Source organism: Streptomyces sp. NBC_00259 (assembly GCF_036181745.1).
In the GTDB taxonomy this organism is placed as follows: Bacteria; Actinomycetota; Actinomycetes; order Streptomycetales; family Streptomycetaceae; genus Streptomyces; species Streptomyces pratisoli.
Genome location: NZ_CP108080.1, coordinates 116827 through 129958 on the forward strand (window position 1 = coordinate 116827; position 13132 = coordinate 129958).

Annotated in this window: 14 protein-coding genes and 2 pseudogenes; 7 read left to right on the top strand and 9 right to left on the bottom strand. The window is 68.6% G+C overall.

What is annotated here, in order from left to right; translation table 11 throughout:
- Positions 1 to 149 precede the first annotated feature (149 nt).
- Complete coding sequence (locus OG766_RS00600; protein ID WP_328724245.1) at positions 150 to 1016, top strand: GNAT family N-acetyltransferase; 867 nt, start codon at positions 150 to 152, stop codon at positions 1014 to 1016.
- A gap of 107 nt (positions 1017 to 1123) precedes the next feature.
- Here OG766_RS00600 and OG766_RS00605 read toward each other — a convergent pair.
- A pseudogene (locus tag OG766_RS00605) lies at positions 1124 to 1714 on the bottom strand (IS5 family transposase); the annotation flags it as partial.
- 94 nt (positions 1715 to 1808) lie between these two features.
- Between OG766_RS00605 and OG766_RS00610 the strand changes: the two are divergent.
- Entirely contained in the window at positions 1809 to 2144 is a 336-nt protein-coding gene (locus OG766_RS00610) for an ankyrin repeat domain-containing protein (RefSeq protein WP_328724246.1), read from the top strand.
- On the opposite strand, the gene OG766_RS00615 is transcribed toward OG766_RS00610, so the two are convergent.
- Positions 2116 to 2915 (bottom strand): IS5 family transposase gene (locus tag OG766_RS00615; protein WP_328727408.1). Its coding sequence is split into 2 segments (ribosomal slippage): positions 2116 to 2576 and positions 2576 to 2915, totalling 801 coding nucleotides; the frame shifts between segments, so codons are not numbered across the junction. The genes OG766_RS00610 and OG766_RS00615 overlap by 29 nt on opposite strands.
- A 131-nt stretch (positions 2916 to 3046) precedes the next feature.
- On the bottom strand, positions 3047 to 3622 hold the full coding sequence (locus tag OG766_RS00620; protein ID WP_328724247.1) for a CGNR zinc finger domain-containing protein: 576 nt from the start codon (positions 3620 to 3622) through the stop codon (positions 3047 to 3049).
- 102 nt (positions 3623 to 3724) lie between these two features.
- Between OG766_RS00620 and OG766_RS00625 the strand changes: the two genes are divergently transcribed.
- Positions 3725 to 4897: an epoxide hydrolase family protein gene (locus OG766_RS00625; protein ID WP_328724248.1), complete on the top strand. Its 1173-nt coding sequence runs from the start codon at positions 3725 to 3727 to the stop codon at positions 4895 to 4897.
- Positions 4898 to 5379: 482 nt separating this feature from the next.
- On the opposite strand, the gene OG766_RS00630 is transcribed toward OG766_RS00625, so the two are convergent.
- From OG766_RS00630 to OG766_RS00645, 4 genes are read right to left on the bottom strand one after another with little or no spacing between them, the layout of a single operon-like run.
- Positions 5380 to 6231, bottom strand: coding sequence for an ABC transporter permease (locus tag OG766_RS00630; RefSeq protein ID WP_328727409.1), 852 nt, complete (start codon positions 6229 to 6231; stop codon positions 5380 to 5382).
- 11 nt (positions 6232 to 6242) lie between these two features.
- The gene (locus OG766_RS00635; RefSeq protein ID WP_328724249.1) at positions 6243 to 7166 is read right to left on the bottom strand and encodes an ABC transporter ATP-binding protein; all 924 of its coding nucleotides are present in this window, start codon (positions 7164 to 7166) and stop codon (positions 6243 to 6245) included.
- A complete protein-coding gene (locus OG766_RS00640) occupies positions 7163 to 7516 on the bottom strand; it encodes a transcriptional regulator (RefSeq protein WP_328724250.1) in 354 nt (117 codons plus the stop codon). The genes OG766_RS00635 and OG766_RS00640 overlap by 4 nt, the downstream gene beginning before the upstream one ends.
- On the bottom strand, positions 7513 to 8028 hold the full coding sequence (locus tag OG766_RS00645) for a hypothetical protein (protein WP_328724251.1): 516 nt from the start codon (positions 8026 to 8028) through the stop codon (positions 7513 to 7515). Before OG766_RS00645 ends, OG766_RS00640 begins: the two co-directional genes overlap by 4 nt.
- A 262-nt stretch (positions 8029 to 8290) precedes the next feature.
- Here OG766_RS00645 and OG766_RS00650 point away from each other — a divergent pair, with 262 nt between their 5' ends.
- Complete coding sequence (locus OG766_RS00650; RefSeq protein ID WP_266377899.1) at positions 8291 to 8770, top strand: GNAT family N-acetyltransferase; 480 nt, start codon at positions 8291 to 8293, stop codon at positions 8768 to 8770.
- Positions 8771 to 9122: 352 nt separating this feature from the next.
- Here the strand turns inward: OG766_RS00650 and OG766_RS00655 are convergent, their stop codons facing one another.
- Entirely contained in the window at positions 9123 to 9839 is a 717-nt protein-coding gene (locus OG766_RS00655) for a 2-phosphosulfolactate phosphatase (protein WP_328724252.1), read from the bottom strand.
- A 248-nt stretch (positions 9840 to 10087) separates the two neighbouring features.
- On the opposite strand from OG766_RS00655, the gene OG766_RS00660 reads away from it, so the two are divergent.
- Positions 10088 to 10471, top strand: a complete 384-nt coding sequence (locus tag OG766_RS00660; protein WP_328724253.1) for a VOC family protein — start codon at positions 10088 to 10090, stop codon at positions 10469 to 10471.
- A 30-nt stretch (positions 10472 to 10501) separates the two neighbouring features.
- Here the strand turns inward: OG766_RS00660 and OG766_RS00665 are convergent.
- A pseudogene (locus OG766_RS00665) lies at positions 10502 to 11092 on the bottom strand (ABC transporter ATP-binding protein); the annotation flags it as partial.
- Positions 11093 to 11200: 108 nt separating this feature from the next.
- Here OG766_RS00665 and OG766_RS00670 point away from each other — a divergent pair.
- Both OG766_RS00670 and OG766_RS00675 read left to right on the top strand, forming a co-directional pair.
- A complete protein-coding gene (locus OG766_RS00670) occupies positions 11201 to 12421 on the top strand; it encodes a sensor histidine kinase (protein WP_328724254.1) in 1221 nt (406 codons plus the stop codon).
- A complete protein-coding gene (locus OG766_RS00675) occupies positions 12406 to 13053 on the top strand; it encodes a response regulator transcription factor (protein WP_328724255.1) in 648 nt (215 codons plus the stop codon). The genes OG766_RS00670 and OG766_RS00675 overlap by 16 nt, the downstream gene beginning before the upstream one ends.
- The last annotated feature ends 79 nt before the right edge of the window (positions 13054 to 13132 follow it).

A 13132-nucleotide genomic window follows, 5' to 3' on the forward strand; every position in this document is an offset into this window, starting at 1 on the left:
GACGGCGCTGACACGCAGTGTGTCCTGCCTGTCGGCAAACGATCCTTTGCCGACAACAGCCTGCGGCTGATAACGGGGCAGTACCGTCCCGTGACTGAAAGGCGCTGAGTACGTGCTCCCCGAGTCGAGGACATCCGGGATCATGAAGCATGCTCCCGGATGACTGGCACCTCACCCAAGACGTTGACGACTTCCTCGCCCAAGCTGGGGACTTCCTGTGCTCGCGTCCCGCCCTGCACAACACGCCGCTGACGGACATCGAGAAACTACGGATACGCGGGGCGGCCGAAGATGACGCCGAAGCCGCAGTTTTCGGCCGACTGGAGTCAGGAGGCGAGATCCGGGCCATCTTCTATCTCACTCCGCGCGGCCGCCTGGGCCTCACCCCCCTCTCTGTCGAGCAGACCGACACCCTCGCTGCTCACCTGGCGGCCCTGGGCCACTCGCCCTCCAACGTCATCGCGGACCACGACACTGCCGGTGCTTTCGCCGAGTCATGGCAGCGGCACACAAGCGCAGCACCGGTTCCTTTCTGGCGGACGCATCTGTACCGTCTCGGCACGCTCACCCCACCGCAGCCGCCCCCGGAGGGCCAGGGGCGCATCACGGGCGCGAAGGACCGTGAACAAGTCGTGTGCTGGTGCCGTGAGTTCTGTGTCGACGTCGGGGAGCAGTCCTCCATCGACTTGATTGACGCCGGCTGCTGGGACGACTCACGTTTCGGCGACAGGCACTTCACGTTCTGGGAGACCCCGGACGGCACCCCCGTCTCCATGGCGGCCGCGACCTCGATCGTCGGCGGCATGGTCCGGGTGGACCCCGTCTACACCCCGGTCCACCTCCGGGGCCACGGCTACGCGGGCGCCGTGACGGTCGAGGTGAGCCGGGCAGCACTGGCCGCGGGTGCGACGGACGTCGTCCTGTTCACGGACCCGGACAACCTCACCAGCAACGCCCTCTACCAGCGGATCGGGTACGTCCACGTCGCCGACTTCGCCGGGTACAGGTTCTCCTAAGACGTCACCTCAGTTGGTGGATGGTGTAGATAGTCGCTGGCAGGCGTGCTGCGGGGTCGGTTGCATGTCTTGGTGAGCGACTACTGGACACCGCGCACATGGTGCGTCGACGGTCCAGCGGTGGCGACACAGCCGCTGCGAGGTCTCGATCCCTTGCGGGCGATGCGGTGCTTGATGCCACGCACCCTCGTCACCATCTCCGCAGGTGAGAATAGTCGTAGCCCTTGTCCGCGGGGCGCTTGTTCGGCCCGCGTCGCCGTCGTCCGCGACGGGAACGCATCGGTGGTATGCCCTTCACCAGGGGGATCAGTGCCTGGCTGTCGTGCAGGTTCGCCCCCGAGATTCCGACGGACAGGGGCAGACCCGTCTGCTTGGTGATCAAGTGGATCTTCGATCCGCACTTGCCCTGGTCGACAGGATTCGGGCCCGTCAGATCCCCCCTTTCAGGGCCCGCATGTTCACCGAGTCGATCGCGCAGCGAAACCAGTCCAACGCCTCGCCGCGCGAGCCTTGCTCGTCGAGGACCAGGCGGTGGAGCTTGGCCCACACCCTGGCCTTCGTCCACTCGGCAGAACGGCGGTAAGCCGTCGCCCCGACGGACCGAACGACGCTGTCGGCAACGGCTGTCACGTACAACCCGAGGTGGCCACGAACACGATCGCGGCCAGCACCTCACGGTCGCCATGCCAGCGGCGGCCACATGAGATGACCTCTTAGACGTCATCTCAATTGGTGGTGCGGGCAGTGCGAAAGCTCGTTGGCGGACATGGGTGGGGCGGGTTGAATGGCCTCGTGAACGACTACTGGACGCAGGCCCATTTTGCGGTGGAGCACGAGGACGCCGAGACATTGGCGCGTCTGCTTGCCGCCGGTACTGATCCCAATGAGGTGCAGGGCAACTCGACGCTCTTGACGCACGCCATTGACGTCGAGGGAGACAGCACCTTGCAGAGCGGACGCCCGCTGACCGTGCACACCACGGCCATCCTGCTGGCCTTCGGCGCGGACCCGCAGCTCGCGGATCCCGATGGTCACACGCCCATGCACATGGCCGAGCAGTACGACCACACGCTGGCTATAGAGCTGTTGCGGCGACACATCAGCTGGCAAGACGGCGCAGGCATATGAATGTGCAGGCGATGGCCGTGAATGCCAGAAAGTGCTCGGCTTTGCGCTCGTAGCGTCGGTGCAGTCTGCGGCATCCGGCGAGCCAGGACATGGTGCGTTCGATGGTCCAGCGGTGTCGGCCCAGCCGCTGTGAGGACTCGACGCCCTTACGGGCGATGCGGTGGGTGATGCCCCGCTCGCGTAACCATCGCCGCAGGTGGGAGTAGTCGTAGCCCTTGTCGGCGTGCAGCTTGCCTGGTCTGCGTCGCCGGGGTCCCCGGCGGGAGCGGATCGGCGGTATGCCCTTCACCAGGGGGATCAGGGCCTGACTGTCATGCAGGTTCGCTGCCGAGATTCCGACGGACAGGGGCAGACCGGTCCGCTCAGTGATCAAGTGGATCTTCGACCCGTACTTACCCCGGTCGACAGGATTCGGACCCGTCAGGTCCCCCTTTTCAGGGCGCGCATGTTCACCGAGTCGATCGCGCACCGGGACCAGTCCAGCTCGCCGCGGGCGCCGAGCTCGTCGAGGACCAGGCGGTGGAGCTTGGCCCACACTCTGGCCTTCGTCCACTCGGAGAAGCGCCGGTGGGCCGTCGCTCCCGACGGCCCGAACGAAGCGGAAGGCAGCTGCTGCCACGTGCATCCTGACGTGGCCACGAACACGATCGCGGCCAGCACTTCCCGGTCGCCATGCCGGCGGCGACCGCCACCCTGCGGCCGCGACGGTGCCTCCGGCACCACACGCTGGAACAGATCCCACAACTCATCCGGCACCAGCCGCTCAACGATCCCCACCACAACCGACAGCCTACCGAGCCAACCAATTGAGATGACGTCTTAGTGGTGCCGTTGGGGTGCACCCAACGCGACGGACGTGTCGCAGGCGTGGGGCGCCCACCCGGATGTTCCGAGGGTAACGATCACTCCGCTGATCTGGGGGTTTTGCGCTGGTTGGCATTGAAGCGCGCTTTCTTCTGACGATTCCCGCACGTGTTCATGTCACACCATCTGCGGGTGCGACTCTGGCTGGTGTCGAAGAAGGCGGCTTGGCAGGTCGGTGAGGCACACAAGGCCAGTCTTCCGTCTCGTTCGCCTGCGATGATGCTGATCGCGTCGGCGGCGATCACGCTGAGGGCATCTTCCACGCAGGAAGCCGAGCTGAGCCGCCATCGACGCTCACCCTCGGGCGTCAGGATCGCCGTGGCCCGACCCTGAGCGCTGCAGTCATTGATCACTTGGACAGCAGACGCAGGGAGAGCGTCCTGGATCGCGGCCGCTGTCGCGGTGGCGTGAATCGACTCCCTCAGTTCCCGAGCGAGGTCGAGCTGGGCAGTGGTGCAGGAGTCCACGGCGAGGCCGTTCACTGCCAGCCAGTCGATGAGTCGGTGCGGCGTGGGAATGCGCTCCACAGCGTTGCCATGACGCTCCGACAGAGTCCCCGTGAAGCTGGTCGCCAGCACGTTACCGAGGCGGAAGTCAGGGAAGCCAGCACGCATGGAACCACCTTAGCTGGTTGCGGCGTGGCTCGGAGACTGCTAGAACCGCCTTAGCCGGTTCGTTATAGGTCGTAGCCGGTTCCACGATGGTCAGGAGGTCTCATGCCCCGTCCAAGCAGCGACGTGCAAGCACTTGAAGCCCACGCAACTGACGCTGACCTCGACGATCTGCGAGCGCGACTGGCCGCGGCGCGACTTCCGGAGGCTGAGACGGTCCATCGCGCCGCGCCCGACCCTCGCCGATGGGAGCAGGGCGTTCCTCTCGCCGATCTCATCGATGTCGTGAACTACTGGCGCACCGGGTACAACTGGCGGTCGTTCGAAGAGCGCCTTGACCGGATCGGCCAGTTCCGCACAACCATTGATGATCTGGGAATCCACTTCCTGCACCGCCGATCCGCGCGCGCAGATGCCACTCCTCTGATCTTGACGCACGGCTGGCCAGGCAGCATTGCCGAGTTCATCGATGTAGTAGACGAGCTGGCAGATCCGACAGATGCAGACGCGCCGGCGTTCCACGTCGTGGTCCCGTCGCTACCGGGCTTTGGTTACAGCGACAAGCCGTCCACCACCGGGTGGGGAACCGAGAAGATCGCGGCCGCATGGGTGGAACTGATGGGAAGGCTCGGCTACAGCAGGTTCGCAGCCCACGGCGGCGACTGGGGAGGGAATATCACCACGGTTCTCGGCGGCAGGTTCCCGGCGCACGTTCTCGGCATCCACACAACGTTCGCGGAGGCGCCGCCCGGGTTGACAACGGACGGGCTGACGGCGGCCGAGCGCAAATGGACCGAGGAAACCCGCGATTTCTGGCGCCACCGCGCGGCGTACGCGAAGCAGCAGGCGACCCGACCGCAGACCATCGGCTACTCGCTCGTCGACTCACCGGTCGGGCTTCTTGCCTGGATTCTTGACAAGTTCGCCGAGTGGACAGATACCGAAGATAGCCCGTTCGAGACGCTTTCCATAGACAGCGTTCTCGACGACGTCACCCTGTATTGGCTGACGCGGACCGGCGCATCGGCGGCCCGCATCTACTACGAAAGCCACAACTCGCTGGACCCCGAACTTCGGGTCGACGTTCCGTCAGCTATCACTATGTATCCCCGCGACATCGAGAAGTGTCCGCGCCCCTGGGCACAGGAGCGGTACCGACAGATCGTCCGATGGAGGTCGCCCGAGATCGGGGGGCACTTCCCGTCGCTGGAGGTTCCCGAGTATTTCGTCAAAGACCTGCAAGAGGGCCTCGCGGCAGTGCTGGCCGCTAGTCGGTGAACGCGGCTGGGTGCCGGCACTCGATCACCACCTGATCCGGCTCAAGGCGTGGCCCGACGGCTTCCAGACCGAGTTCAGCCGGCTGTTCGTGAACCGCTGGGGCGACACATCGGGCCCAGCGCTGGGTGCAGGCGGGCCCCAAAGGGCATACCCATGCTCGTGCTTCGACCAGTCCAGGCCGCGCTCGCGGGCCCGGGTCGGGTTTCACACCGAACGGCGGGAGGTCCGCCACCAGGTTGCGGCGATGCCCACTGTCGTCCAAGGCCAGGGTCGGCTCCAGGCCAGAATCAGCGCACGGTGTCCTGCCCGGAGGGCTCGATGGCGCACGGACCGAGAGTGGCCGCAGCGAGTCCGTACAGGGGTAGCCGTGGTACCGCCGGCGCATGGACGGATCCGCCGACCGAATTGATCTCGACCGCTGAGATTCGGGTGTCTTACGGCGGGCGCTGACCGCCGAGCACACGGCCACCACGCCCACACAGCTACGTGGGCAATGCACCGCTCTGTGCTGCCTTGCGGTGCCGCGCGGACAGGCGGGAACCGGACTCGCGGCGGGCGGCGCGGCGCAGGAGGGGCACCGCGAGGAGGAACCCGAGGATCGCCCAGGCGGTCAGGACGAGGGCGACCATGGGCAGTTCCCAGGAGCCGGCCACCTCGGCGGTCCGTGCCGTGTCGGGCAGCAGCGCCGAACGCAGGCCCTGCGCCATCCACTTGAGTGGGAAGACCGCGGCCACCTGCTGGACCGGCACGGGCAGAGAGGTGATCGGGAACACCGTCCCGGAGGTGACCAGAAGCCCCATCGTCGGGAGCATGATCAGCGCCAGCGCCTCGCGAGGGTTGGGCAGTACCGCTCCTATGGCGGCGCCCAGCGGTACGACGGCGAGCAGCCCGAGCGTGGTGACCCACAGCAGCGTCAGCCAGTCGGCCGGCCCGTGCGGCAGTGGCCCGTCCACCAACAGTGCTGCGGCAGCCAGGAGCAGGGCCACGCTGCCGACCGCCACGACGACCACCAGCACGCACTTGGCGACGAGGTAGGCCGGTATCCCGCCGGGCGTGGCACGCAGCCGCAGCAGGGCGCCCTCCTCCCGCTCGGTCACGAGCATCTGCGGGAGGTTGATCAGTCCGATCTGGAACAGCAGGTAGGCGGCGAAGCCCGCCAGCACCAGATGGGCCATCGGGGTCTGGGTGCCGGGCACGTCGTCGCTGAGGTAAGCGGCGACGAGCAGCGCGACGACCACGTTGGTCAGATGGCCGGACATCTCCTTGCCGTTGCGCAGGAGATGTCGCATCTCGATGCCCCCGCGCTGGAGCCCGGCACGCCAACTGTTCGTCATGGGTGTGCTTCTCATGCGGCTTGTGTCTCCTCGTCCGCGTCCTCGTCCGCGTCCTCGGCCGTTCCGTCGGCTTCCCGGTGCACCATGTGCAGGTATGTGTCCTCCAGCGTCGGGCGGCGGACCTCCAGGCCGGGGATCGGGCCGTCCGCGTGCCGGTGGAGCTCCCAGACCAGCCGTGAGGGGTCCTCAGTGCGTTCGCGGCGGGGTGTCCCGTCGTCGGCCGTCCAGCGGACCTCGGCGTGTGCAGCGGCCCGCCGGGCCAGTTCGGCGGGTGTGCCGCAGGCCCGGATCCGGCCGCCGACCAGCATGGCGATCCGGTCGGCGAGCCGCTCGGCCTCCGCGAGGTCGTGGGTGGTGAGCAGGACGGTGACGCCCTCGTCGCGGGCCAGCCGTTCGACCAGGACGTGGAACTCGTGCCGCGCTTCCGGGTCGAAGCCGGTGGTCGGCTCGTCCAGGAAGAGGAGTTCGGGGCGGCCGACGATGCCGAGCGCGACGTCCAGCCGCCGGCGCTGGCCGCCGGACAGCCGCTGCACCTGCCGGTCGGCATGGTCGGTGAGGCCGACCAAGGCCAGCAGCTCGGCCGGGTCGCGCGGGTCGGGGTAGTACGTGGCGAAGTGTGTCAGCAGCTCGGCCACCCGCCAGCGGCTGTGGTCGCGCCAGGACTGCAGGACCAGTCCGATCCGGCCGCGCCACGCGTCGTCGCTCCGCTCCGGGTCCGTACCGAGGACACTCACCTCCCCGGCGGAGCGCCGCCTGAAGCCCTCGAGGATTTCGACAGTCGTGGTCTTGCCGGCGCCGTTGGGTCCGAGCAGCGCGAAGACTTCGCCGCGGTGGATGTCCAGGTCGACGCCGTGGAGGACGACGATGTCGCCGTACGTCATCGTCACGTCGCGCGCGTGGACGACGGGCTGGGCGGATGTGTGCTTCTGCGTCATCGTCCTGTCCCCGAGTGGTGTGGCTGTCGTGGCGGTGTTTCGGTCGCCGCCGTGGAACCGGCGCCCTCGACGATCGCCCGGAGCGCCGCGACGTGCCCGTCGAAGGCGGTGCGGCCGCGCTCCGTCAGCCTGACCCTGGTGCGCCGCTTGCGGCCGCCGCCCTCCTTGTGGAGCTCCAGATAGCCGGCCTCCTCAAGGGTGTGCAGCTGTTTGGAGAGCGCGGAGTCGCTGAGCGAAAGGCTGTCGCGGACGAACGCGAAGTCCGCCCATTCGGTGGCGGCGAGCAGCGCGACCACCGACAGCCGGGTGGCGGGGTGGATCAGCTCGTCGAAGCCGGCGGGGATGCTCATCGGTCCACGCCCGCTGTTCCCGTCTCCGGTGCCTGTGTGCCCCGGCCCCGCACCGATCCGGCCGCCCAGCGGTTCGTCGGCCCGACGAAGAGCACGAACACCGCCGCCGAGACCGTGGCCTGGATCAGACTGCCGGACATCGGCTCCAGAGAATCGACCAGACGGCCGGACAGCAGGGTCGTCCCGCCGGTCACCACCGCCCCCGCGACGAAGGTGCCGAACATCCGCCGGGTGCACCGGGTGTGGTGCAGGCGCACCCGGCTCCGGCGGCTGTGGAGCACGCCCAGCACGCTCAGCAGCGCGATGTACGCGGCGAGGACCAGCCCCACACCCCACCCGGGCAGGTCCAGGCCCAGACCGGCCAGGAAGAGCCACATGAGCGCGGCCGTGGCCCAGGTGGTGCCCGAGCTGCCCGCGGCGGACCGCTCGACCTCGTCGTACACCCGCTCCTGCGGCACTCTGATGCGCTGCAGGTCTCTCCATGCCTGTTCGGCATCCACCGGCGTGCTCACGGCTGTTGCTCCCCTCCCCGCTCTACTTTCCCATGAGGAAAGTTACCTTTGGCTTTCCCGATAGGCAAGTCGGCGGTTCGCCGGTGCACGCACCGATGGGAACGGGAAGAAGACTCATGCAGAGAGGACTCATGCGGAAGGGCCGGCCCAGCGTCGAAGACCTGATGCTGCCGATGCTCGACGACTCGTCGGGGGCGATCGCGGAGGACCCAAGTGAAGGGGCGGATACATTTCGCGCACGGGAGAGCCATAACCTGCCTCCATGTCGATCAAGGTGGTCCGCCTGACGGACGCACACCGCGCGGAACTGTACGACCTCCTGCTCACCGAGAACTGGACCCAGCTGGCCAACGAGCTCGAACAGAACGGCCTGCACGTGTTCACCCAGTACGTGGCCCTGGCCAAGGGACACGTCGTGGGATGGCTCGAGGGCACACTGCGCTATGAGACCGACGCAGAGATTCCCGGCTACCCGACCCCGTGGGCCCAGGTCAACTACGTCCTCACCCACCCCTCCATGCGCCAGAAAGGAGTCGCGGGCAAGCTTCTGCGCCGCTTTGCTCGCGACGAGCACCGGGCGGGACGCCGCTTCATAGTGCTCTGGCCCGAGCGGCGCGGCGATCCGAGCGGACGGCTCGCGCTCTTCGCCTCATACGGCTTCCAGCCACTCCCCGGCACCGAACTCCTCGGCGCCAGCCTCCACCGGGTACTCACCGATCCGGCACGGCCGCCCTCCGAATGAACGCCGTACCGTGACAGGGCAGCCACCCTGTCACGGACACGGAGGGCCCGGTCCCACCTGGCGGACGTCTCAGCTCCATGGGGGAACAGATCGCTCACCCAGGACCGAGAACCCACGGAGCCGTCCGCGTTCCGCGCATAAGCATTCTCGGCGGTGCTCGATGAATCAGATCGAGCGGGTCGCGGTGCCGGCAACGTACGGCTCGGTGTGAGCGACGCTTATCCTCGGCCCTCGCGGATCACGTGGACGGGCAGTCGGACCACCAGGCCGGCGGCCAAGGCACCACCGGCGGCCGACCACGTCAGCCGGAGGCAGGGCTGAATGGCCCCCCGAGGCCGGAGCGGCTCATCAACTACCGCGCGCGTGCGCGGTGCATGTCGGACACCGCATCCGATTGAGTCCGGAGCGGCCGCAACACTGCCGTCCCCTCCTCGAGCCCGACCTTCATGGCGAAGTCGAACCGGTCGACCTCCACACACAACTCCACATCGGTGGGGTGAGCGCCCCGGCGTCGCCCGCTGCGCAGGTCGTCGGCGGCGGGCGAGGTGCGGGCGCGGTGCAGATAGGGGTCGGGGTGGGGACGATCCCCGTCCAGGAGCCGGTCCAGGTACTCGGCGCAGGCCAGATCCTCGGCGGCACGGCCGTCCTCGCCGGTGGCCACGAACGTCACCGAGTCGGCGCCCGCGTCCGCCAGGGCGCGGGCCGTTGCGCCGGCCACGACGAAGCCGGCGCACAGCGCCAGTTCAGCCTCGACGACCGCCAGGGCCCCAACCGTTCCCGCGGTCGTCTTCTGGATCACGGTACGGCCGGCCAGGTCCGCCTCCCGGAGCAGGCCTGGGGAGTTGACCAGGTCGAACCCGCTGACCGGCGCCCCGTCCTTGAGCGCAAGCCAGCCCGGGTGACAGGCCTTGATCGCCAGTGCCCCGCCCTCGTCGGCGGCGAGAACGATCTTGTCTGCCCCGCGGTGGAAAGCCCAGGCGGCGGTGGTGAACGCCCGCATCACGTCGATCACAACAGCTACCTGTTCGGTGCCGTCCACCTCGGGTATTCCGACTACTCGCGAGTCCATGCCGGCATGGTTGCAGCCCACAGAAGCGGCCCACAAGGCACGTTGACGATCGTTCGGCGACTCGGGATGTGCTGGGCGGCTGCCTCGCGGGTGCAGCAGCGGGCGCCCCACACGCCCACGTGTCGAGCGGTCCAGCGGGGAGGCCAGCGGCTCGTCGCCCACCCCCGTCATCTCGGCTCCGGTAATTGGCCGCGAGTGCGGCCATATTCCGGTGGCGAGCGGAGCGCCGCTCCGACAGGATCACGCGCATGCCTTCAACGGTGACGAACATTGCGATCGACTGTGCGAACGCCTACCAACTGGCGCGGTTCTGGAGCGAGGTGACCGGACACCCGCTGGATCCCGAGGACGAACCGGGTGACAACGAGACGGAGATCATTCTGCGCGGCGGCCCGGCTTTGCACTTCAACGAGGTCCCGGAGCCGAAGTCGGCCAAGAACAGGCTCCATCTGTGCCTGCGCCCGGACACTTCACGGGACGCAGAGGTTGAGCGGCTGCTGAAGCTGGGCGCCTCCCTGGTCGCCGATCGCCGCAAGCCCGACGGCTGGGGCTGGGTCGTTCTCGCCGACCCGGAGGGCAACGAGTTCTGCGTACTGCTGGCCGAATCCGAACGGGCAGCATTGCGCTCGTGACCTCAGCCCGGGCTCAACGAACAGCCCGATCACGGGCATCCGCATCGTCCGCAGCACCTCACGGGAAGTGGCGGTGTCCAGGGCCCCGGTCGGCTCGTCCGCGAAGAGGACGTCGGAGCGGGTGACAAGGGCCTGGGCGAGGGCCACGCGCTGCTGCTGACCGCCGGAGAGCTGGCTCGGGCGGTGCCCGGCGCGTTCGGCCAGACCGACCGCGGCGAGCGCGTTCCGGACCTGGTCGCGGCTGACCTTACGGCCGGCGAACCGCGACGGCAGTTCCACGTTCTGCGCGGCGGTGAGGGACTCGACCAGGTTGAATGCCTGGAAGACGAATCCGACGTGGTCGCGGCGGAGTTGGGTTCGCTCCTTCTCGCTCTGCCGGCCGATGTCCACGCCGGCGAGGACGACCCGGCCGTCGGTCGGCTGCTCCAGACCTGCCCCGCACTGCAGCAGGGTCGACTTCCCGGAACCGGAAGGGCCCATGATGGCGGTGAAGGTGCCGCGAGGAAAGCCGAGGGAGACGCCGTCCAGCGCGGTGACCCGATGGCCGCCGGTGCCGTGGACCTTGCGAACGCCGTGGAGTTCGACCGCGTCTTGTACGGGGGTTTGCCTCGTTGTCGTCATGTGCCGATTCCACTGCTCACGGGCGTGCGACGCACTGATCCACGCTCTACTTCGAAGGTAGAGCCAGCTCTACCGCGGCGCCCCGAACAGCCCGGCTACGGTGGCCCCATGCGTCCCACGACGGCCTGGCAGGCCATGGCTCAGCGTCCCTTGAGCTTCCTGACCTCCAGCTGGCCCTGGCGGTCGCTGGCCTATCTGACCGGAGGCGTCGTGGTCGGTGCCGCAGCCGTGCTGGTCTTCGCCCTGGGCCTGGCCGCAGGGGTCGCCCTGCTCATCGTGCTGATCGGCGTCGCGCCCCTGGTCGGCCTGGTGCTGGCCTCCACGGTGGTGGCCACGGTGGAGCGCCGCCGGCTGCGCCTGGTGGACCTCGACCGTCTGCCCGACCCGCACCGGGCCCCGGACGGCCCCGGCCTGCGCGCGTGGGCGGCCACCCGGCTCAGGGAGCGGACGACGTGGCGGGAGCTGATGTTCACGCTGCTGTCGGCGGCCGCACTGTGGTGGCTGGACCTGCTGGTGCTCGGGTTCTCCTTCGGCGTACCCGCCGTGACCTTCGCCTCGATCGACGGCAAGGCCTGGCCCTGGGCGGTGTTCGGGGCGATCGTGCTGCTCGCCTCCCCCTACACGGTGACCTCGTGGGCGGGTGCGCGGGCCGCGATGGCCCGCACCTTCCTCGCCCCACGCGACAGGGAGCTCGGAGAGGAGCTGCGCGAGGTGCGCGCCTCGCAGTCACGGCTGCTCGACTCGTTCGACGCCGAACGGGTACGCATCGAGCGCGATCTGCACGACGGCGCGCAGCAGCGGCTCGTATCGCTGGGGATGACCCTGGGTCTCATGCGTCTCGAGGTCGCCGAGGGCTCCCCGCAGGCCGAGTTGCCGACCCAGGCCGAGAAGCAACTCTCTTCCGCCCACCAGGAGTTGCGGGCCCTGAGCCGAGGGCTCAACCCACCGGTGCTGGCCGATCACGGACTGGTCGCGGCGATCGAGGACTACGCCGGCCGGTTCCCGATCCCCGTCACGGTGGACCTGCGGCTGCCCGAGCGGCTGCCCAGGAAGATCGAGAGCACGATGTACTACCTGATCAACGAGGCCATGACGAACATCGCCAAGCACAGCGGGGCCACCAGCGCCCAGGTGCACGGTCGCTACCATTCCGATCTGTTGATCCTCGACATCACGGACGACGGTCACGGCGGCGTCGAGCCCGAGGCGGGCAGCGGCGTGACCGGGCTCGCGGACCGGGTCACGGCGCTCGACGGCCGGATGCGGGTGTCGAGCCCGGTGGGTGGTCCCACCCTGCTGCATGTGGAGGTTCCGTGTCGCTTCGCCTGATCGTGGCCGAGGACGCCGTTCTGTTGCGCGAGGGCCTGGTCGGGCTGCTCGAGCGGGTCGGCCATGAGGTGGTGGCGGCGGTGGGGGACGCCGACGCGCTGGTCGAGGCGGTACGCGCCGAGCGGCCGGACCTGATCGTCACCGACGTACGGATGCCGCCGTCGCTCAGAGACGACGGGCTGCGGTCCGCGGTGAAGCTGCGCGAGGAGTTCCCCCGACTGCCCGTGCTCGTCCTCAGCCAGTACGTGGAGCGCTCCTACGCACTGCGCCTGCTGGACTCGGGCGGCGGGGCCGGGGTGGGCTACCTGCTGAAGGAACGGGTGGGTGCGGTGGCCGACTTCACGGCCGCGATCGAGCGGGTCGCCACCGGGGGGACGGTGGTGGACCCCGAAGTGGTCCACCAGCTGGTCCGGCTGCGCCAGGATCCGCTGGAGCGGCTGAGCGCCCGGGAGCGCGAGGTGCTCACGCTGATCGCGGAGGGCCGCTCCAACGCCAGCCTCGCGGCGCACCTGTTCATCAGCGAGGCGGCCGTCAACAAGCACATCGGCAACATCCTCAACAAGCTGGACCTGCCGGTGGACACCGATGGCCACCGGCGGGTGCTGGCGGTCCTCGCCTTCCTGCGGGCATGACGTGAAGCCCCGCCCTCCCGGTGACCGGGAGGGCGGGCCAGGTGGCGGGAGGGCGGGCCAGGTGGTCCCAGGTGCTGTG